The following is a 21,048-nucleotide window of genomic DNA, read 5'->3' on the forward strand; positions in this document are numbered from 1 at the left end:
TTCCTTTTTTAGAAGAGTTCCTTATTCTTTTCATTTTCTCATTATCATACCACTGATTAACAATAAAAAAGAAGCACCCTTATAAAAGGTCGCTTCTCTCCTCATCCATATAGAACACTTCCCACAAATGACCATCAAGATCCTGAAAGCTCCATCCATACATCAAATCAAGATCATGCTTTTCCTTAAACGGTGAACCGCCTGCTGCGATTGCCTGCTCCACCAGCTCATCGACCTCTTCTCTTGAATTCACCTGCAAGGAGATAATCATCTCTGATGCCTGCCTTGCATCCACCAATTGTTTCTCTGAAATGGATTGAAAATGCTTAAGAGATAACAGCATAACAGTGACCGTGTCATCAATGACCAAACAAGCGGCCTGATCATTCGTAAACTGCTGATGAAAATGAAAGTCCAGTTGCTCAAAAAAAGCCCTTGACTCCTTGACATGCTTTACCGGCAAATTGATATACAGATGTTTAGATTGTCGCCCCATGTTCCTCTCCTTTTTGAACATATGATCTCCTTTCAGTATATTCGTCTTTTGCTTCGGCATCCCTTGCACATAAAAAATAAGCGGTTAAAATCGTTACCTTATTTAAAAAAATATATAATAAATCTCGAAACACAATACTAAAAAAACTAGGAGTTTTTTAAATGAAAACAATCACAAAATCTTTGGTCCTCTCCTCTATAGTCATTTTATTCGCTTTACCATTTACACAGACAGCTGATGCTGCTGTACCTGTTCAAAAAAAGCAGGTAACAACACATAGTGACTTTCAGCGTCCTTCAATCAATGACACCATTAAACAAAACGTTGAACTTTTCAAAAACAGGAAAAGAAGTTATTGCAGGCAGGAAAAGCATGAAAAATTTGCAAGTTTTTCTTACAACGAGGCACTTGTTTTGGTTATTTCTTATATTCGATATGGTACACGTCTCTGCGTCGGTCCTTTAATTGACGCACAGTACCATCTTGCCGCTGTCTTCTTAAAATTTCTAAGTCGACATCACCGACGACGACCATTTCAATATTTGGATTACACTCACCGACAATGCCATCTCTTGCATATTCAAAGTCAGATGGTGCAAAAATAGCGGACTGTGCATATTGGACATCCATATTTTCTGTTTGTGGAAGGTTTCCGACAGTTCCAGAAATCACCGTATAAATCTGATTTTCAACCGCTCTAGCCTGCGCACAGTAACGCACCCTTAAATAGCCTTGGCGGTCTTCTGTACAAAAAGGGGTGAAAATAATTTTAGCGCCTTTGTCAGCAGCAATCCGAGCAAGCTCAGGGAATTCAATATCGTAGCAAATTTGGATCGCAATTTTGCCGCAGTCTGTATCAAACACCCTCACTTGATCACCGCTTGAAATTCCCCACCATTTTCTTTCATTCGGGGTGATGTGAAGCTTATATTGCTTTTCAATGGTTCCATCACGTCTAAATAAATAGGCGATATTATAGATTTTCCCTTCCTCTTCAACGAAGTGGGAACCACCGATGATGTTAATGTTGTACTTCACAGAGAGATCTGTAAACAAATTAATGTAGTCCTCGGTATATTCAGTGATCCGTTGCACCGCAAGACTTGGTGATCTCTCTTCTAAATAAGACATCAGCTGCGTTGTAAAAATTTCTGGAAAAACGGCAAAGTCAGCTGACGCATCTGATGCGACATCTACGTAATATTCCACTTGATTCATAAATTCCTCAAATGAATGAATTTGTTTCATCGCATATTGAATCACACATATTCGGACCGGGAAGGCTGATTTATAATATCTTTTTGATTGAGGGCGATAATCAACATTGTTCCATTCCATTAACGTCGCATATGTGCTAGACGCTTTATCGTCAGGCAAGTAATTAGGATTAATCCGCATCAGGCTAAATTCATTTAACAGCTGAAAAGATAAAACGGGGTCGTAAATTTGGTGCAGCATGACCTGCTCCACATATTGGCGAGGCGTCATTTCTTCTTGATATTTATGATAGTTTGGAATGCGTCCGCCAATGATAATGCTTTTTAAATTTAATCTTCTCGCTAAATCTTTTCTTGCTTCATACAAACGATGACCAATTTTCATGCGTCGGTATTCTGGACTAACCATGACTTCAATTCCGTACATATTCATTCCATCAGGGTTATGGTTTGTGATGTACCCATCATCTGTAATGTCCTGCCAAGTATGCCGATCATCGTATTCATCAAAATTAATTAATAAGCTTGAACAAGAGCCGATGATTTCTCCCTCGAATTCTGCACAAAACTGTCCCTCCGGAAAATATTCGAGATGACTTTCAAGATGTTCTCTTTTCCAAGGGTCCATACCCTGAAAGCATACTTCTTGCAAAGCAATGATCCGGTCAATGTCTTCTTCCCTTATATTACGAATGACCATTCTTTTTTCAAACCGCGTTAAATCTAGTTTTTCTGCCATGATGTTTTTGCCCCCTTACTGACCCTTTTTTTCAAGCTGATGGAAAAGCTGGAGCAATTCAATTTCAGCCATTGATTCTAATCTGTAATCATATTCTTCAAATTGTAGGGTGCTCGTCACTTTGTTTGGGACAATGACACATTGCATGCCTGATCGTTTGGCAGCGACTAAACCATTCACAGAATCCTCAAATGCCACACAATCTTCCGGCTCTACACCTAAGCAGCTTGCTGCTTGCAAATAAAGTTCTGGATTTGGTTTAACTTCTTTCACATCATCTGACGTGCGGATACATTCAAAGTAATCGAAAAGACCAATTTGCTTCAGATGATCAGATACCCATTTATAGTCTGAGCTAGAGGCCAGACCAATCTTAATTCCAAGCTCCTTTGCTGCTTCTAAATAAGCCTCTACCCCTGGTCTTGCTGTTTCGTTCATTATTCTCTTTTGAAAACGTGAACGTCGGTCCGCTGTGAGTGCCTCATGATTCAACGTTTTCCCTAACTGCTCTTCCAAATATTGAAATGGCTTAAATCCTGCCTGCGTCCCAATGACATTGCCCCAGACAGAAAGAGGCAGTTCTGATTCATGCTCCTTAAACATTTCTTTCAGAACTTCATATTCATGTGTTTCTGTATCTAAAATTAAACCGTCAAAATCAAATATAATCGCCTTTACCAACGACGCCACTCCTTTTTACAAAAGTCTTAAAATGATACTCACTGCTATCATATCGTGAATAAAATTGACTTTCAAAGATGAATGTCTGCTAAAATGATTATGTATAAAAGGAGCCTGCAACGTTTTGTCAGGCTCCTATCATGTTCGATTCATTCTGCAAGAGATCCAAGCGCTCCGATTCGTGGAGAATATATAATGGTGAAAAAGAGCGGGTTTGGTATTACAGGATCATGAAGGTTTCTCCGTTTCCTTAAAAATAGTATGTGCGGCCGCCCTGTAAGTTAACAAGGAAGTTCACACCAACTTTTACGCATTTTGAAGGAGACGGCTCTCAAAATCGTCTAAGTCAAATGGAAAAAAGAAGCCGCACGCATTGACTTGTTCCCGGTTCCGCGCGAATAACTCACGATCTTGTTTTGTTATATGACGTTTAGGCTTTAAAATAATGATATGTACAAGCTGAAGGCCTGATAAAATACGAAAAGCATCATCCATTGTACCATTATATACTCCATCAATGAATGTAAGCGGTCGCTCCTTTTGACGGGCTTCCTTTTGTTCTCCCTTTACAAAATGGGATAAAAGATCTTCAAACTCCTTTGATATTTCTTCAATTGCCTGCTCCTGAAGGTCTGTAGCAGCTTTCATTAATCTCACGTGACATCTACCTCTCTGTCGTTATTTCTCCATTCAGAATAGCACAGAAAAAAAGGCATTCGCCAAGGTAAGTGTTTCCTATATAAACCCAAAGAGAGGAACGGAAATCATGACCATAAAAGGACATACACTCTCACTAAAAGTAGATGATCGTTATCATAACACTTCATTAAGTCATTTTTTAAAAGCCGAAGTGTCTGCCTCTAAACCGATCACCCATTTTTGGATGGAGCACCAAAAAATACGTTTAAATCAAAAGCCTGCCCATCACGCGGTAAAAGTCAGTACAGGTGACCAGATCATCATCGATTTATTTGAAACGGAAGAAAGTGATGTTACGCCAGAGTACGGTGAATTAGAGATTTTGTTTGAGGACGAGCATTTATTAATTGTTCAAAAACCAGTTGGACGACCGACGCACCCGAATAAAAAAGGGCAAATTGGCACACTTGCCAATCTTGTCGCATTTCATTTTCAAGCTAATGGGGAAGAAAAGCGGGTGAGACATATCCACAGGCTAGATCAAGACACAACCGGCACAGTTATTTTTGCAAAACACAGGTTAGCGCATGCTATACTTGATCAAATGCTTTCTAAAAAAACGATTACCAGAACTTACATCGCCATCACAGAAGGATTGTTTAAGAAAAAGAAAGGAACCATCGATGCGGCAATTGGCCGCAATAAACACCATGCAGTCAGACGAAGAGTCTCCCCTAATGGCCAAAACGCCGTTACTCATTTTCAAGTCATTGGCTTAAATACACACGTTCAGATGACAGCCGTTCAGCTTCAATTAGAGACGGGAAGAACGCATCAAATTCGTGTCCATCTTAGCAGCCTCGGGCATCCTTTAGCTGGAGATACATTATACGGCGGTCTGCGTGATCGTATCAATCGATGTGCCCTTCACGCCAAACAAGTAGAGATGAAACACCCATTGACAGGTGAGCAGTTGACCATAGATGCGCCGCTTCCACCTGATATGGCCGAACTAATGGACAACATGATCCAATAAAATAAGAGCTTGCTGATCATATACAATCTCTTTTTTTATTATACAGATGCTCTTTTTGCATAAATAATGTACCGCTCTGGTGCATTACCGACAAAATGAAATGGATAGCATGTGGTCAGCACCAGCTCTTCTTTTTCATGCTGCAAGGTGATAATGGATGTATCATGCTGATCCACAATTTTCGTATAAGTGATTTCATAAACAAATTCCCCATACGGCACAGTAATTTTCAATTGGTCGCCAATGTCCAGCTCACCTGTCCGTCGAAATACCGTGTCACGGTGACCTGACAGAACGATTTGTCCATGCTCATCAGGATAATAACTGCCTTTGTAATGCCCCACTCCTTTGGCAAGGTCGTCCGCATCCGTTCCTTCGACAATAGGAAGGTCTGCTTTTAATTTCGGAATCGTGAGAATGCCAGAGGCTTTGCCTACTTTAGGAGCAAACTGCTTCTTTGTTATCCCTTGATCGACCGCTATGACCTTCTTCGCTTCCTCTAATGATTGTGCTGTTTGAAGATGAGTAGAGGCGATTTGCCACATTCCCCAGCCTAGCAGCGCAATACCTGCTGTCATTACAGTAAGTGCAAGCCACTTTTTCATGCTTAAACTCCTTCGTTTTATAAATAATTACACTTTTCTTAGATGATGCGCCTTCAGCTTGCTGCTGCCTTTCTTCTTGTTTTGCTTGTTGCATTAGACCTTCGTTTTGATACACAATAGAAGCGTCCTCAAAACTTTTAACAAAGGCGACGGTTGCTTCTATACCTTCAGGGCCGGTTTCAGGATTTTCCCTAGTCGGCTTATTCAGTTGCAGTGGCTATGAAGTTATTCACCGTGAGTGTATACGATTGATCGAAAGCAACTGGAGAACCATCTGACAGCTTCAAGTCGACTACTTTATATGTTAACGGATCAGAAATACTATAATCTGGACCAAATTGAGGAGATATTTAGGCTTCAATGATATCACCAAGTCCTTCCCCTTAATCTCAAGCTTTAAAACATTGCCGAATGGCTGAATATTAATGTAAACTGAATGTTTTTAATCCCTTCTGGCATCACCATTCCTGCGGCAGATTAGGTCACTACACCGATAAATGCCTCAGGGATTCCTTTGACATCCTTGATTTCATAGGTAGGTAAAAGGGGTTTGCCAGAATCCTTGTATTCACAGTTCGCACAAACAAGCGAATTAATTGTTCTGGCTGTCATACCCTTTTGTGTCTTTAGGATGCTCTCCGTCTTTTAAAATACGTAATAACTCGTCTACTCCTTCATCAAATTCACGGTTTCCGACTGTGCCGACATCAAATCCAATGTTCTCCATGAATTCCACAGTTGGTTCATCTTGAAGAAGAGAAGATAGGGCTTCACCAATCATATTCCCTACATGGACAGTAATCGTATATGTTTTTTCATATAAGCCACATAATCCATTCGTCCGTTCATTCGTTTACTGCCATCCCTTTCAGATCTAGCTTGTATTGTTGATCAATTTTTCCATGTAAATCATTTATGCTTAAAATGATGAATGGTAATTCGCCCGACTCTTCTGCCGGCTGATACCCTGCCTGCTCTGCTTCTTCTTTAGAAGCAAAAAAGACACGTTTATCTACCTCTATCTCTTTCCATCTATCAGGGGCTACGTAGGTTTTTGCAGATGAATCACCAACATAACGTGTAAGTCCTTTTTTCTGCTCGCGTGCTCTAAATTCAAACGGCTGTTCTAGCAGGGGGTCCGCTTCATTCCAAATACCCAGCCCTTTTTTCTTCGCTTCTTTTACTGCTTGTTGGAACATGTTGTAGTCTTTTTTATCTCCAACAGGCCAGATGAAATAAGTAGTGGCATATCCTTCTATCACAAGCTTTAAATTCGTGTTGATCCCTTTTTTTGTTTTCACTTGAGCTAGAAGACGCCCATAGCCATCTTTTGCTTTAGGGCCAATGCTTAATGTGACGTTATCACCGCTTGAGAGTAGTGTTTTTAAATAATCTGTCGCTTGCTTTCCAAAACGCAGTTGGTTTTGATCTAATTCATTTTTTGGATTGTGGTAGGTTTCAGGCGTGTCCATATTGACAAAGCGCACCTTTGTTGTACCTAGTACAGGGTTTTTTAAATGAATGGTATCTCCATCCACAACACGGTCAACAGTTGCTTGATATTCTTTCTTCATTTTTGGCGGCTTTGGCTGACGTTTCAGCAGTTTGATATCAGCCTCATGTCTTGGAAGCACCTGCAGCGTGTCGTACCTGCTTAAAACTCCTGTAAACTCATACCATTTCCCCATCTTGACTTGATCAATTGCAACTGTATCAACCATGACTCTAAGGACAGTACTGCGATACTTTTTATCTATCAAGACCACATTGTATCCACCGGCAGCAGGCTGCTTCGGTTTTGATTCCACGTAGCCTTTTACCTTCACAAGTCTTCCTTCATATTTACCTGCATGATCGGTTTCCAATTGTTTAATGGAGACGCGCTTCGGTGCTGGCAATGGTTGATGGATAGCATCTATCTTCAGCCGATCTTGAGATGGCACAATTTCAATCAACCCTTTATAAGACGTTACCTTGCCAGTCACCGTCACCCTCATACCGGCTTTCAATTCTGGGAAATGTTTGGGCTGCGAGGAATAAATATTGATGCCTGCTGTTTTGTCTTGAATATACGTGGATAGTTTTCCATTTCCAATAGCGGACTGATCTGCTGTCACAATTCCGCTCACCGTTACCGTCTCTCCTATCAGCTCACGGGCTTTTTGGATTTTCATTGGCTTCTTTTGTTTCCACACAGTTTCCTTCTTCTCAGATGCACTGACCTGCTTTACTGTCATCATGCTAGGCAGTAAGGATTGCAGACTAAATATCACCAAAACCAAACAACAGATCGTTCGAATTGATTGATTACGTTTCATTGGCTCTCTCCCCTTTAACTTTATCTCTCATAGTGTACAAAGTAAATATTGATGCTGAATGGATTTCTTGTAAAAGTTATCTCTTTTTACTCATTGGAAACGTAATAATCACCCGTGTTCCCTCAAAGCTTTTACTTTCAAAACGAATGGTTCCACCATGACTTTCAATGACTTTAATTGTCAGCATCAATCCAAGGCCTGTTCTTTTTTCTTTCGTTTTATAAAAAGGCTCGCCCAGTTTTCCCATTTCGTCTTCTGATATGCCCTTTCCTTGGTCTTCAAATATCAGCATCATTTGATTATTTTTCAGTACTGAGATCACTTGGATGACACCTGTCACGCCATCCATTGCTTTTATACCGTTTTTAAGGATGTTAAGGAAAACTTGTTTTAATTCATTTGGTATGCCTTGAATGCTTGGCAGCGCTGGAGAAAGATCCTTTTGAATGGACACTCCTTTTAATACCGCCTGGGATCCAACGACCATAATGACTTCCTCGATCAGAACGTTGACATGTACTGGCTCAAATTTCACAGATTTGCTTCTAGTGAGCATGATGAATTCGTTAATAATTGCCTCGAGTCGATTAAACTCTGACATCATTACACCTGCATAATCCTTTTGGTACTTTTTACTTTGAATCATCAGCTGTAAAAAGCCTTTTAATGACGTAAGCGGATTGCGGATCTCATGAGCAATGCCCGCTGCAAGCTGTCCAACTGCCAAAAGCATTTCGGACTTTATGTGCATTTTCTCTGACTGCTTTTGATTTGTAATATCCTCCGAAAGACGCATCACGATTGACTGCATTTTGTCCTTGTCATCAATTCGGTGTAAAGAAACTCTCTCCCATCGTTCGCACCCTGATAAATCCTGAAAGTAAAGCTCACCTATCCAGCTTCCTTCTCTTAAACAAACGTCCCATTGCTTCACTAAATCATCACATTGACACAACGAATGATAGACAGAAAAAATATCTTTGCCGATGAGATCATACTGATGCTGCTGTACAAACTGACAAAAGCGCTGATTTACGTATTGGATGGTGCCTTCCTCTGTTGCGACAACAATATGAATATGGCTGTTATCAAGTGCTGTCACTGCAAGAGGAAGCGCCTGCTTGATTTTCGTCATTTCCGTCATCTTAATCCATGTCATCGCTACTTCCTCATGATCCTGATCATAAATAGGTGTCATATGAACGGTAAATTGCTCCCCTTCGTTCGTTTTAATTTCACGTTCGATGACATGCCTGTCCGATATGACGGATTGAATATCATCATACAGCCTTTCCTGTGTGAGCTTTTTAGCCATCGACTGAAAGGATTGCTGGGGCCGGCTTTGAGCTGAAGTGAATAAAGAGGCAGATGTAGGAATTTTAAAGCGAATATTCATGTCCCTGTCCACAAACAACGTAGCAAACTCCGGCTTCACAGAGGGTCGATACAGTTCTTCCCATAATTGAGCCCTTGCTTCTTGCTCCTTTTGTTTCACTTCGTTGAGTTCATTTTCTAAATCGACAATACGCTGTTGATAGACTGAATTCTGCTCTGACAATCCTTTACCCCTGCCGTTCTGTTGATTCTTTCCTCTTCCATTTAACCGAATGAGCATGATATATACTCCTTTAAAACGGCGATCAAAACTTTTCACTTTAAAATCGGCATACTGCTTTCTGCCTTTTTCCGAAATGAGGACATGCTGAAATACAACCTCAGTCTCTTCTGTCCACACTTTTTGAAAGGTTTGGCTCAACATCTCTTTCATATAATCAGGTGTCACATGTTCACATGATTGACCTGACACTTCTATATGCTCTAAGTAAGAATAGGCGCCATTTGATATTGCCAAAATTTTGTCACAATCGTTGATCACCAAGTATTCGTCATAATCCTCGCTTACTTCTTTCATATATTGTGCAGCTCGTTCTTTTAACTCTACAGGACACGCGTCATGCCTCGAATACACATTGTATTTAGGAACGTTTGAGTGGGTGTAAATGTTCCATTTTTCATTTAACAAATGAAACAAACGAGGGATATTGGGTACAGTTTCATTTGGCCCTAATATCAACATTCCTTGATCCTTTAAAGCATATTGGAATGCGGACAATACTCGTTTTTGTACTTCTGGCTGGAAGTACATGAGAACATTTCGGCAACTGATAAAATTGAGGTGGATAAAAGGTGAATCGATCAATAAATTGTGAGGAGCAAAGACAATATGTTTTCTAAGCGATTGCTTCACAATAAAAGCGTCACCTTTTTTTTCGAAATATTGCGCCCGCCATTTTTCAGGCATCTTTGCCATAGACTCTACCGAGTAAAGACCTTTACTTGCAGTTTGAATGGCTTTCCGGTTAATGTCAGTTGCAAACACTTGAAGTTCAATTGACACTTGTCTTCGCTTCATTTCTTCTAAAAATAAAATTGTAAAGGAATAGGCTTCTTCCCCTGTAGAACATCCAGCGATCCAAACGCGGCATCGAGCTTTCCCATTTTTTATCGTATTTTCAATAATCGACGGAATGATTTTCTGTTCACATATACGAAAAGCTTCCATATCTCTAAAAAAAGAAGTCATGCCGCTTAAAAGCTGTACATGTAAGTGATCTAGCTCATCTGGTTCTATTTCTAATAAACGATCGTACTCTGACAATAATGAAATTGGCTGTTTTGCACTTCGCATTCTCTTTTGAATGACAGAGAGCATTTTTTGCTTTTCATAAGGTGAAAAGGCAATACCTTTATGCATTTCAAGACGTTCAACGATTCTTCCCAACACGGGATCTGCCACATTGACATGTGAGAGGTTTATGATATTGCTAATATATACTGCAAGGGTAGAAGGGTCTTTAAAATGTTGATGATATATACTGTCTAGTCTACTATCTGTCTCACTACATGATAAGGCTGTACCACCTTGATCAACCAATTGAAGCAAACCATTCCCCACACAAAAGCCTTTTTGAAAAAAGATGGCAAAGGCCTCTTCCTTTTGCACATTGGCAAGCGACTGAAACAACGTGTTGACAGAGCATGCCTGAGCAGTTGAAAGCTGCTGTGATATGTGCAGCCGCTTGTCTTCTGTCAATGTCACAACCGCACCCTGCGGACAAAAATAAATCGTGTTTTTCATGACTTTCTCACCATGTTTAATCGTTTTTGCCCGGTAGCCAATCGTTAAAACAAGTGCTTCCACATTTGTTATACAACCGCCCGTCACACGATTTTGGACAACAATAAAAGAGGCACTTACCTCGTGTAAAAACGATTGAAAAAAAGCCTCAAGATGATGCTGATCAAACGGCGAAACACCAATGCCAATCACTGGTGCTTGCACATGTTCGTCTTCTATCAAACGATTAATGATTTTGTCCTGCATCTGGTACCCCCATGTTCATTCGTATGATACTTTTTTTCGACAAAAAGGAAGAAAACCCTCTAATTGTAAATAATGTTTTTTGCATGAAAGAAGGAAAACATCCTCATATTAATACAGAATATATAAACAGAAGGAGGAATCTCTATGCAAAACGATCAGCAACCATCCGTTCAGGGAAATGCCCCCCAGCCTGAATTCAACCATGGCGGGCATGAGTTATTCGATTTACATGAAATTTTAGCGGGTACGATCAATATTTTGGATCAATATATGATCTTACGTGAATTTATCCAAGATCCAGCATTATCCGACATCTTAGATCGACAATATGAATTTGTTTTGTCCCAGTACAATGTCACTGTAGATTGTTTTTCTACTGGACAAAAGCCTAGTGAAGAAACTGCCACTTATATGATGAAAGAAGAAACGCAGGTGACGTATGGGATCAAACCTTCTCAGCCGAAAAAGCCCAATCAGTCATTACAAGATATAAAAGACTCAGGCATCACAGGGCATATGCTCGGCCTAGTCAAATCACACGCAGGGTTACTTTCAATGACAGCATTAGAAGTAACCAATCCTGTTGTCAGACGTGTGCTTGCAGCACAAATTCCGAACTTTATCGAAATGGCGTATGAAATTTTCTTGTACCAAAACAAACATGGCTACTATCAAGTTCCTCAGCTTTCAAGCCAAGATATGCAAGCCATGACATCTACTTTCGTTCCGTTGCAGGGGCAAGTACAAATGCCGCCAAGCAAAGCCAATCAGCAAAAAACACTTCATTAAACAAAAAACGGCTGACCCATTTCTCCGGTCAGCTGTTTTTCCTTTGATAAATTACCTTAAACTGTTCTTCAAAGTCTGTGAGACGCTGTCCTGTCGCATGTTCAAAACCTCTATCAAAACGGCCGGTTTTTGCCGTTTCCTCCATGATCTCATGTATGATGTTTCGTCCGAAAAGTTGCACTAGCTCATAGATCATATAGTAGCTTTGTAAATAAACATCCGTCTCATAGCTCATACGAGATTCTTGCCAATCTTGATCAGAATAAAGAGATTGAAAAGGGATGACGTCAAACCGTTCAGACGTGGCGTTTAACACGTCATAAGCCGTCCATTCTGCTGTTCCTTCATGGAACCAAAGAGGAAAGATCACTGGAGACACCTTGTATGCATGCACCTTTTCATAGAAAACAAAATGAGCATACTCATGAATGAATAGCGTATTGAAAAAGTACAAAGGTAGTGTCTCTTTCTTTAACAATTCCTCTCTTTTATTTGGGTATAACCCAATCATTTGATTATCATCAGAGTAAAAACCCGTAATATGCTTGATACCAGCAAATTGTTCAATCGTATCTTTATCATCAAAATAAATAATGTCTAAAGGTTTGTCAGTATCAAACTGAAGCACCGACGCGGTTCTCTTCTTTGCCTGATCCAGTGCCTCTATTGTCAGGTCGACAAATTCATCCTCTTCCTCTGTATAGTAGATTCTGATATGTTCATAGACTTGCTTATTGAGTCCCTCCGTTAATACCGTTTTAGGAGAAAACTCCTGCTTTAAATATTGTTCTGTCAGCTGAAACGTAACATAAATCAAGTAAGCGGTGAAAGCATAAAAAATAAGACCTGCTGCAATCATTCCGCCTACAAGCTTTTTATGAATCAATGACGGCTTTTCTTTCATTTACTCCCCACCTGAATTCATCCTGCAACATCTTTCTCTTGATATGAAGAAACAAAGATCAACAAGAGGTGATATATTTTTTACTTTATGCAGTCAGTTATACAAGGTGCGGTTCTAAACAAAAAAGCCGCATATGACATACGGCTTTTGTCTTAGCTATTTTGATTCAGGAAAGACGCGTCTAACGGTTTCAGTAAATTCATCGAAGAATCCTGAAATAGGCTCTCCGCTTCTAATACGTTTTCCGTACCCTTCCATACGATCAACAAAGTCTGGATTAGTGGATACATATACGTTATCAATTTCTTGATCCGTTGATTTTACTTTGTCTGAAATTTTGCTTTTCAAATCTTCTGTCACATCGCCGCTTTTATTACCTTCAAGCATGACTGCAACAAATGCATTTTTCCCTGTGACAAGCACGTTAGCTGTTTTCACTTCAGGCATGTTGGCTACAAGCTCTGACGCCTTATCTGCTACTTTGACCTTCTGAGGTGTTTGGACATTTTGCTGATCCTGTCTCATGTTGTCGTTCTTATATGTGACATTTTCATACTGTCGCTCCATTGTTCCTCTTCGCTCATTGCCTTGGTTGTTCATTCCACACCCAGTGGTGATTAATGTTGGAACGAGTAGTAAAGAAAGCATCCATTTCTTCTTCATCAATTATTCCCTCCTTTTGCTCATAGGTTTTTCATACAATCAACTTTTTATGCACACATTCTCTATTTCAGCAAAATGAATTCATAATTCAGCCTCGTTTGGTCATCCTAAACATGATGAAGGATCATCACGACCAAATGGAGGGATTCGTTTTGTTTAAAAAAAGAAAAGGTATGAGCACTGGTGCTATGATCGCTGCTTCAACAGCCATCATTGCATTATTCTCCCCAGTATTACGGAGAAAGTTGAGAAACATGACTCAAATGAAAATGTCTTCAATGATGAAAGACAATAATCATCCACATCAAGAGCCGTATCGTCATGAAACTCACTCGCACAAAGAATCAAAAGGGACTGCTGAAGTTGGGCAAATGATCAAGCAAGCGTTCACAGCTGTCCAACCAAAAAATCAGACGAATCAGCATCAGTCAGCATCAAGAACACATCAGCCAAAAGAGTCTTATGCACAGTCTCTTCACATTGATGAAAGTGTCATGAATGTGATGGATGATGAATCTATCCAGCAAGTCATTAACGACATCGAGCACAAATAAATCAAATAGGAGCCTTTCTGAAAAAGGCTCCTTACTTTATTCTCTTGAAAAATGTTCTTTTACGAAAACGGTTAAACCTCCTAAAATTTAACATGTAATTTACGAACGATCTAGGATACTTTTCAAAAAAATAGAGCCATCACGCCTAATCTAGAAAGCGTTTTCTACACATTCTCATCATTCATTAATATTTTTTCCATGATGATAATCGCAACACTTTTTTGATTGCTGAACGCCATATCAATCATGTAGTGAAAATGCTGTTATCCATTACGATAAGCAACGTGATAACAACCAGCCTGTTTATCACCATTGTACATGAAACATCATTTGAACTGCATTTCACTTATTGGGCTGTTGAGCATCAGACAAAATCATATCAACTATTAAATTTGTATAGATTCCAAGCTCATTATGACTTTTAACAGGTGCTTTAAATCACGAAAGTTTGAGAGACCTTTGGCATAGGCTTTTTCCTCAATTTGTTAGCCTTCATTATTTTTAAAAAAGTTTTCGTATAACAGTTGTTTTTTTCCACAAACACTGGTAAAGTAGAGGTAATTATTTTTGTTCGTATCATCTTTAAGAAGAAAGTTTTGAAAGAGTTTTCGTCTTTGAAGTTTGTGTAAGAGCAAGAATAGTGAATTTAAGCGTTAAGATCGCTTTAGGAGGAAATTTCATGTTAGAAGGTAAAGTAAAATGGTTCAACTCTGAAAAAGGTTTCGGATTCATCGAAGTAGAAGGTCAAGACGATGTATTCGTTCACTTCTCTGCTATCCAAGGCGAAGGCTTCAAAACTTTAGAAGAAGGTCAATCAGTTTCTTTCGAAATCGTTGAAGGTAACCGTGGACCACAAGCTGCTAACGTTAACAAAGCGTAATTTAAGAGCATCTGCTCTTTTAGCACTTTATAGAGTGAAGGAAAACCGCACGGCTTCAGCCGGCGGTTTTTTTGTGCAAATAAAAAGAGAAATGAGAGGTTCTCTTTTTATTTGTCGTTCCAGAACGATACATATCATCATTCATTTATTTCTCTTGTTCATCTTCTTTGACAAGTGGTTTTGGCTGCTTAAACTTTTGAAGAGCTCGCAGGAACAAGCTAAGAATGACACCTGCAGCACAGAATAACGTAACCCACATATAAGCATCGTTAATGCCCATATGATGTACCACATTCGATACAGCCGCCTGTAATGAATTCATAAAGAACGGGTCAGTCCGATTCGTATAAATCGTCGTGATCAAACTCGTCCCGATCGAGCCGCTAATTTGTCTTAGTGTATTCGACATTGCCGTACCATGACTGTTTAAATGCTGTGGTTTCATCTGAAAGAATATGAATCAATCTCATAGCGATTCTATTTTCTCTGAATCTACTCTGCTAAAAAATGGTGTATAGCTCATTTATACTTATTGTTCATTAATGAGCAAAGAGCAGAAAAAGAAGAAAAGACGATAGGCATCTTTTTGAAAATATTTCACAAGATTAAATATTCATAAATGAAAATTGAAATCTCAAAGAGAAAGTGTTACTTTTTTTCTGGTTTTCCCTTCCTTCTTCACACCAAAAACCTTTCAGCCATTATGCTGAAAGGTTTTTTCAAATGTTCATTTAAGAAAGAACTTCTTCCTGATGAAAAAAATTTTTTAATGCGAGAAAAACATCTGATTTTTTCTTCAAAATATAATGCTTAAATTTCTCATCCTGAATATGTTTATATGCGGACATTAACGTGGAATGTCGGTTATACTGATTCACTTCACCATAACAGAATAGGTTGGCTTTTTTCATAATCTCAGAAACAAGCTTGACGCACCGTGCATTGTCGGAGGTCAGATTATCACCATCAGAAAAATGGAAAGGATAAATATTATATCGTGATGGTGGATAACGTTCATCTATGAGCTCTAGTGCCTTACGATAGACAGACGAGCAAATGGTGCCCCCGCTCTCACCCCGCGAGAAGAAATGTTCCTCATCTACTACCTTCGCCTCCGTATGGTGGGCAATAAATTGAATATCGACCGTCTCATACTTTGTCCGTAAGAAACGTGTCATCCAAAAGAAAAAACTCCTGGCTATATATTTTTCCCAAAGTCCCATACTTCCACTCGTATCCATCATCGCCAAAACGACGGCTTTCGACTCTGGTTTGGTCACTTCGTTCCACGTTTTATATTTGATATCCTCTGGGTAGATTGGATAAAAAGAAGGGCTTCCGGTCATCGCATTTCGTTTAAATGCAGACAGCATCGTTCGTTTTTTATGGATATTTCCTGTTAAACCCGTTTTGCGAATATCGTTGAACTCAATTTGCTCGACAATGATGTCGTCAAGCTTTTTTTGTTTAAGGTTGGGCAGTTCTAGTTCACGAAACAGTGCTTCCTCTAGATCCATTAATGAGACTTCCGCTTCGTAATAATCCTCACCTGCTTGATCTCCCGCGCCTTGCCCTTTTCCCTTCCCTTGCTTACTGTCTGATCCATCACGCGCGACAACATCTCCAACCTGGCTGTCTCCATCCCCTTGACCCACATGCTTATTCTTGTCGTAGTTGTACCGAATTTTATATTCATCTAATGACCGGATCGGAATTTTGACAACATCCTTGCCATTAGACATAATGATACTTTCCTCAGTAACAAGATCCGGCAAATTGTTTTTAATCGCCTCTTTGACTTTTTTCTGATGACGCTGCTGGTCGTCATAGCCTTTTCGATGGAGGGACCAGTCTTCCTGAGAAACAATAAACTGACTTTTTTCTTGCCGGGACATTCATTCCCCTCCTCACCTATTTGCACAATTCTTCTAACCATCGATTCCTTTATCCTATGCTGCCTGCTGTTGAAATGACGATTATTTCTAAAAAAGACATTACCGGTGCGGATGTGCGCCAATAATGCCTCCTTCATTTATTAACGATTCAGAAGACTACCTACATATCTTAAGAGTTCATTTGCACTTGTTGAATTATAGCCATATTCATCAATCAATCTAGCCACTACTTCATTTACCTTTTTCAGTTGCTGTTCATCTGGTGTTTTCGTCGAGGTCGTGATTTTCACCACATCTTTTAGATCAGCAAACAGCTTTTTCTGAATTGCCTCTCGTAATCTCTCATGGGAATTATAATCAAAGCGTTTGCCCTTTCTCGCATAAGCCGAAATTCGAATAAGAATCTCTTCACGGAATGCCTTTTTGGCGTTTTCAGAAATACCGATCTGTTCCTCAATTGAACGCATGAGCTTTTCATCAGGATTCATTTCTTCACCAGTTAATGGATCACGCATCTTGTTTTTGTTGCAGTAAGCTTCGACATTGTCTAAGTAATTATCCATAAGCGTTTTCGCAGACTCTTCATAGGAATAAACAAATGCCTTTTGAACTTCCTTCTTCGCGATATTGTCATACTCTTTACGCGCGACAGAAATGAAATTCAAATAACGCTCACGATCTTCGCTCGAGATAGACGGATGCTGATCGAGCCCTTCTTTTAAGGAACGAAGGACATCCAGTGCATTGATCGATTCCATATTTTTTCGAATAATAGTGGATGAAATTCTATTAATTACATACCGTGGGTCAATTCCACTCATTCCCTCGTCATGACATTCCTTTTTCATCTCCTCAATATCAACAGATTGGAAGCCTTCGACACTTTCCCCATCATACAGACGCATTTTTTTGACCAAATCAATATCAGACCGCTTCGGCTCTTTTAGCCTTGTCAAAATGGAGAACATAGCCGCCACCTTCAGGGTATGCGGTGCAATATGAACATCTGAGACATCACTTTCTGAAATCATTTTATGGTAAATACGTTCTTCCTCTGTCACCTTTAGATTATAAGGAATCGGCATCACAATCATTCGTGAATGCAGCGCCTCATTCTTCTTATTTGAAATAAACGACCGATACTCGGTTTCATTCGTATGTGCAACGATCAGTTCATCCGCACTAATCAAGGCAAAACGGCCTGCCTTAAAATTTCCTTCCTGGGTTAATGAAAGAAGATGCCATAGAAATTTCTCATCGCACTTTAACATCTCCTGAAACTCCATCATTCCGCGGTTTGCCTTATTGAGTTCCCCATCAAACCGGTACGCACGAGGATCCGATTCTGAGCCAAATTCAGCAATAGTTGAAAAATCAATACTTCCTGTTAAATCGGCAATATCCTGAGATTTCGGATCAGACGGACTGAAGGTACCGATGCCGGTTCGTTTATCCTCTGAGAAGAAAATCCGCTCCACTCTTACATCCTCAATTCGGCCGCCATATTCCTCTTCCAGTCTCATCATATTCAGAGGCGACAAATTCCCCTGAACACGAATGCCATATTCACTATAGAAATCCTCCCGCAGATTTTGCGGAATCAGATGAAGCGGGTCTTCATGCATTGGGCAGCCTTTGATGGCATAGACTGCGCCATCATCTGTCAGTGAATATTCTTCAAGCCCTCTTTTCAGCCTTGTCACAAGCGTAGATTTTCCGCCACTTACTGGTCCCATCAACAATAAAATACGCTTCCTCACATCTAATCGCTTAGCAGCAGGATGAAAATATTCTTCTACTAGCCTTTCCAGTGATTCCTCTAATCCAAAAAGCTCTTGATCAAAAAATTTGTAGGTTCTGACCCCATTCTTCTCTTCAATCCCGCTGGCTTTAATCATATGATAAATGCGAGAATGAGCAGATTGAGCGACAAGTGGATTATCTTTAATAATATCTAAATAATCGCTGAATGTGCCTTCCCATTGAAGACGCTGCTCTTCTTCTCTATGCTGTTCAATTTTCTTTAAAATATCCATGTGAACCTCCTCTTTCAAGATTGAAGCTAGAAATCAGATACTGTTTTACAATCTATGCGGAGGTGTCCTATTACATGCTTTCGTTCTTCAAAATGACGAATTGCTGAACTGAATTGACAACCATCCGCAAGACCCTTCATAATAAAGGAAAAACAGGAGAAAAAAGATCTTCTTCTTCTGCTTTTCAAGACGAACTTCACAACATATGAAACCGGCAGCGAAGGAACAAAGGGATAAGGGGGAGCTTATATGAGAACGGTCATTATGATGGGCGTCATCATTACGTTTTTAGTATCCATTTTCACAGCTGGCTACGAAGGCAAGCCTGGTAAATGAAAAAAAGGATGTTCCATCAGCGGAACATCCTTTTTTCATTTAGTTCGTTGTTTTCAGCACTTGCATATCAACTTTATTACCTGACACCTATTTGACACACATTATCGTGGAAGGGAGTTGAATTTTTGTGACAAATATAAATCCATTACTTTTGATATAAGTACGCCCGCCATCCTTTAAATAATTTTGCTGCTACTATTTCCTGGGTCTGAGAGAGACCTAGAATACTGACTGGAATGGTCTCTATTAAAGTAGCTGAGCTAATGGCACTAATGAAAAGTAGCTTTTTCAGCTCATTATTCCTTTTTTGAAAACGTGATCACAATCTATTCCAATACCCATTTTTCAACATATTCTTATCTCTCATAAATAAAGCCACGATACCTAACTCGGCTTTGATCATGATCTTATATGAGATCTCGATATTGCTGCTGGCGAAGCCCCTCATAAACAAGGATAGCCGCCGTATTCGAGAGATTAAGTGAGCGAACATGTTCTGTCATCGGCAAACGAAGACAACGGTCCATATTTCGTTCAATTAAATCTTTCGGCAATCCACTCGTCTCCCTGCCAAAGACAAAGAAATAGTCTTCATCTAGCTGAGAGTAATCAAACATTGTATGAGGCTTTTGGCCAAATTTCGTGATATAGAAAAATTGTCCCTTCGGATGAGCCTCAAACAATTCATCCAATGAATCATGATAGACGACATTGGCATATTTCCAATAATCAAGTCCTGCACGCTTTAGCATTTTGTCATCTGTCGAAAAGCCAAGCGGACGAATCAGATGGAGTGTTGTATTTGTTGCTGCACATGTACGCGCAATATTTCCAGTATTAGCTGGAATCTCTGGTTGATATAAAACGACATGAAATCCCAAAAAAGTTCACCTCTAAATTTTCTTTTCCGCTCAACATTATACCATTAACTACCCTTCCCGGCATCGTCCAAAATGTGAAAAAACGTATAACGAATAGCTGGTGTATAGGCTGTCGAATCCTCATATGACCAATAACGCATACGGCTGTCATACGTCTGTGCATTGACAAGTGGCATTCCGCCTTTATCATGATCAACGACAATGGTTGTATGATTATACCTTCCATCACCTTCAAAATCGTAGCAAATGACATCACCGATTTGAAGCTCCTGTGCCTCTTTAACCTTCTTCGCTCTTAAACCTGCCTTAGAATTCATTAAATAGTTTTTCATCGAATGAGCGACCGTCCAGCTATAGCTCCACGTATGTGGACGCACCCACCAGCCAGAACCCCGATTCGGATATCCTCTCGTCGGCGCATTCCCTGCTTTCAAGCATTGTGAAATAAAATTTGTACAGTTATCCTCAAAATTTTTGTAGGCTGGATTCCTTTTATTCCAGTACGTCTCCGCGTATTGCACGGCTGCTCGTCGATCATAGTGAAAGGCTCTCCCGAATTGTTCCTCGTTTTGGAAGCGTTTATCTACCTCATCTTCCTTCTGCAATTTTCCCTGCACCATTTGATCTTTCACAAGCATGTTGTTATAAAGAAACGCTTCTCTTTTTTCAACATGTTCCTCTAAATAAAAAGAATCGTCTACATCCTTACAGACATAAGTGAGATGAGCAAGATATTGCACATGCTGAGCTCCATCATCCTGAATCGTTGAATGCAGAAGCTTTGCTTTTGCTTTCACTTTTACAATCTCAACCTGTCTTCTAGCGAAAAGCTCTTTTTTTCGTTCTACTGCTTCCACATCAGAAATAAGCTGTGGCTGTTTGATCGCACTGCCATTTAATAAATACTCCAGCCTATCTTCTAACGTTTGCTCTAATAATTGTTTCACACAGACACCACCAAACTTTTTTTAAAATCTCTGTTTGGTTCATTCTA

The 21,048-nt window shown here is 39.8% G+C and carries 16 protein-coding genes and 2 pseudogenes; 4 read left to right on the forward strand and 14 right to left on the reverse strand.

All coding sequences use genetic code 11. From position 1 onward, the window contains the following. Positions 1-79: 79 nt before the first annotated feature. From WAX46_RS08870 to WAX46_RS08885, 4 genes are all read right to left on the reverse strand, one after another. Positions 80-496, reverse strand: coding sequence for a VOC family protein (locus WAX46_RS08870; RefSeq protein ID WP_226567078.1), 417 nt, complete (start codon positions 494-496; stop codon positions 80-82). Positions 497-913: 417 nt separating this feature from the next. Further along, a complete protein-coding gene (locus tag WAX46_RS08875) occupies positions 914-2,452 on the reverse strand; it encodes a bifunctional GNAT family N-acetyltransferase/carbon-nitrogen hydrolase family protein (protein ID WP_226567077.1) in 1,539 nt (512 codons plus the stop codon). A 15-nt stretch (positions 2,453-2,467) separates the two neighbouring features. After that, positions 2,468-3,133: an HAD family hydrolase gene (locus WAX46_RS08880; protein ID WP_226567076.1), complete on the reverse strand. Its 666-nt coding sequence runs from the start codon at positions 3,131-3,133 to the stop codon at positions 2,468-2,470. A 306-nt stretch (positions 3,134-3,439) separates the two neighbouring features. Beyond that, positions 3,440-3,790: a DUF5365 family protein gene (locus tag WAX46_RS08885; RefSeq protein ID WP_312887856.1), complete on the reverse strand. Its 351-nt coding sequence runs from the start codon at positions 3,788-3,790 to the stop codon at positions 3,440-3,442. 109 nt (positions 3,791-3,899) lie between these two features. Here WAX46_RS08885 and WAX46_RS08890 point away from each other — a divergent pair, with 109 nt between their 5' ends. Further along, complete coding sequence (locus WAX46_RS08890; protein WP_336493685.1) at positions 3,900-4,808, forward strand: RluA family pseudouridine synthase; 909 nt, start codon at positions 3,900-3,902, stop codon at positions 4,806-4,808. A gap of 38 nt (positions 4,809-4,846) precedes the next feature. Here WAX46_RS08890 and WAX46_RS08895 read toward each other — a convergent pair whose 3' ends face one another. From WAX46_RS08895 to WAX46_RS08905, 3 genes and pseudogenes are all read right to left on the reverse strand, one after another. Continuing rightward, complete coding sequence (locus WAX46_RS08895; protein WP_226567075.1) at positions 4,847-5,413, reverse strand: class D sortase; 567 nt, start codon at positions 5,411-5,413, stop codon at positions 4,847-4,849. Between the two features lie 480 nt (positions 5,414-5,893). Then, positions 5,894-7,587: pseudogene (locus tag WAX46_RS08900) on the reverse strand (thermonuclease family protein); the annotation flags it as partial. Between the two features lie 220 nt (positions 7,588-7,807). Continuing rightward, the gene (locus tag WAX46_RS08905; RefSeq protein ID WP_336493686.1) at positions 7,808-11,116 is read right to left on the reverse strand and encodes a CheR family methyltransferase; all 3,309 of its coding nucleotides are present in this window, start codon (positions 11,114-11,116) and stop codon (positions 7,808-7,810) included. A gap of 144 nt (positions 11,117-11,260) precedes the next feature. Between WAX46_RS08905 and WAX46_RS08910 the strand changes: the two genes are divergently transcribed. After that, entirely contained in the window at positions 11,261-11,905 is a 645-nt protein-coding gene (locus WAX46_RS08910) for a spore coat protein (protein WP_226567073.1), read from the forward strand. A gap of 28 nt (positions 11,906-11,933) precedes the next feature. On the opposite strand, the gene WAX46_RS08915 is transcribed toward WAX46_RS08910, so the two are convergent. Together WAX46_RS08915 and WAX46_RS08920 are read right to left on the reverse strand one after the other, a co-directional pair. Next, on the reverse strand, positions 11,934-12,809 hold the full coding sequence (locus WAX46_RS08915; protein ID WP_336493687.1) for a hypothetical protein: 876 nt from the start codon (positions 12,807-12,809) through the stop codon (positions 11,934-11,936). A gap of 156 nt (positions 12,810-12,965) precedes the next feature. After that, positions 12,966-13,472, reverse strand: a complete 507-nt coding sequence (locus WAX46_RS08920) for a YhcN/YlaJ family sporulation lipoprotein (RefSeq protein ID WP_226567071.1) — start codon at positions 13,470-13,472, stop codon at positions 12,966-12,968. A gap of 152 nt (positions 13,473-13,624) precedes the next feature. On the opposite strand from WAX46_RS08920, the gene WAX46_RS08925 reads away from it, so the two are divergent. Together WAX46_RS08925 and cspB are read left to right on the forward strand one after the other, a co-directional pair. Continuing rightward, positions 13,625-14,026 carry a spore coat protein gene (locus WAX46_RS08925; protein WP_226567070.1) on the forward strand — a complete coding sequence of 134 codons (402 nt, stop codon included), beginning with the start codon at positions 13,625-13,627 and terminating at the stop codon, positions 14,024-14,026. A 679-nt stretch (positions 14,027-14,705) separates the two neighbouring features. Further along, positions 14,706-14,906 carry a cold shock-like protein CspB gene (gene cspB / locus WAX46_RS08930; RefSeq protein WP_008349061.1) on the forward strand — a complete coding sequence of 67 codons (201 nt, stop codon included), beginning with the start codon at positions 14,706-14,708 and terminating at the stop codon, positions 14,904-14,906. 145 nt (positions 14,907-15,051) lie between these two features. Here cspB and WAX46_RS08935 read toward each other — a convergent pair. The 5 genes and pseudogenes from WAX46_RS08935 to WAX46_RS08955 all read right to left on the reverse strand — a co-directional run. Then, positions 15,052-15,345: pseudogene (locus WAX46_RS08935) on the reverse strand (MFS transporter); the annotation flags it as partial. A gap of 292 nt (positions 15,346-15,637) precedes the next feature. Next, positions 15,638-16,801 (reverse strand): sporulation protein YhbH, encoded by a 1,164-nt coding sequence (gene yhbH, locus WAX46_RS08940; RefSeq protein ID WP_336493693.1) that lies wholly within the window; start codon positions 16,799-16,801, stop codon positions 15,638-15,640. A 140-nt stretch (positions 16,802-16,941) separates the two neighbouring features. Further along, positions 16,942-18,837 (reverse strand): PrkA family serine protein kinase, encoded by a 1,896-nt coding sequence (locus WAX46_RS08945; protein WP_226569558.1) that lies wholly within the window; start codon positions 18,835-18,837, stop codon positions 16,942-16,944. 743 nt (positions 18,838-19,580) lie between these two features. Continuing rightward, positions 19,581-20,054 carry a tRNA (uridine(34)/cytosine(34)/5-carboxymethylaminomethyluridine(34)-2'-O)-methyltransferase TrmL gene (trmL, locus tag WAX46_RS08950; RefSeq protein WP_226569556.1) on the reverse strand — a complete coding sequence of 158 codons (474 nt, stop codon included), beginning with the start codon at positions 20,052-20,054 and terminating at the stop codon, positions 19,581-19,583. A 44-nt stretch (positions 20,055-20,098) separates the two neighbouring features. Next, a complete protein-coding gene (locus WAX46_RS08955; RefSeq protein ID WP_226569554.1) occupies positions 20,099-21,001 on the reverse strand; it encodes an amidase domain-containing protein in 903 nt (300 codons plus the stop codon). Positions 21,002-21,048 lie beyond the last annotated feature (47 nt).

Origin of the sequence: Bacillus sp. FJAT-53060 (assembly GCF_037104745.1) — a bacterium.
Lineage (GTDB): Bacteria > Bacillota > Bacilli > Bacillales > Bacillaceae > Bacillus > Bacillus stratosphericus_B.

Excerpts from the sequence above, each read along its gene's own strand:
- WAX46_RS08890 (WP_336493685.1), top strand. The coding sequence starts at position 3,900 with ATGACCATAAAAGGACATACACTCTCACTAAAAGTAGATGATCGTTAT.
- WAX46_RS08875 (WP_226567077.1), bottom strand. The coding sequence starts at position 2,452 with ATGGCAGAAAAACTAGATTTAACGCGGTTTGAAAAAAGAATGGTCATT.
- cspB (WP_008349061.1), top strand. The coding sequence starts at position 14,706 with ATGTTAGAAGGTAAAGTAAAATGGTTCAACTCTGAAAAAGGTTTCGGA.
- WAX46_RS08905 (WP_336493686.1), bottom strand. The coding sequence starts at position 11,116 with ATGCAGGACAAAATCATTAATCGTTTGATAGAAGACGAACATGTGCAA.
- WAX46_RS08915 (WP_336493687.1), bottom strand. The coding sequence starts at position 12,809 with ATGAAAGAAAAGCCGTCATTGATTCATAAAAAGCTTGTAGGCGGAATG.
- WAX46_RS08870 (WP_226567078.1), bottom strand. The coding sequence starts at position 496 with ATGGGGCGACAATCTAAACATCTGTATATCAATTTGCCGGTAAAGCAT.
- WAX46_RS08910 (WP_226567073.1), top strand. The coding sequence starts at position 11,261 with ATGCAAAACGATCAGCAACCATCCGTTCAGGGAAATGCCCCCCAGCCT.
- WAX46_RS08945 (WP_226569558.1), bottom strand. The coding sequence starts at position 18,837 with ATGGATATTTTAAAGAAAATTGAACAGCATAGAGAAGAAGAGCAGCGT.
- yhbH (WP_336493693.1), bottom strand. The coding sequence starts at position 16,801 with ATGTCCCGGCAAGAAAAAAGTCAGTTTATTGTTTCTCAGGAAGACTGG.
- WAX46_RS08895 (WP_226567075.1), bottom strand. The coding sequence starts at position 5,413 with ATGAAAAAGTGGCTTGCACTTACTGTAATGACAGCAGGTATTGCGCTG.
- WAX46_RS08920 (WP_226567071.1), bottom strand. The coding sequence starts at position 13,472 with ATGAAGAAGAAATGGATGCTTTCTTTACTACTCGTTCCAACATTAATC.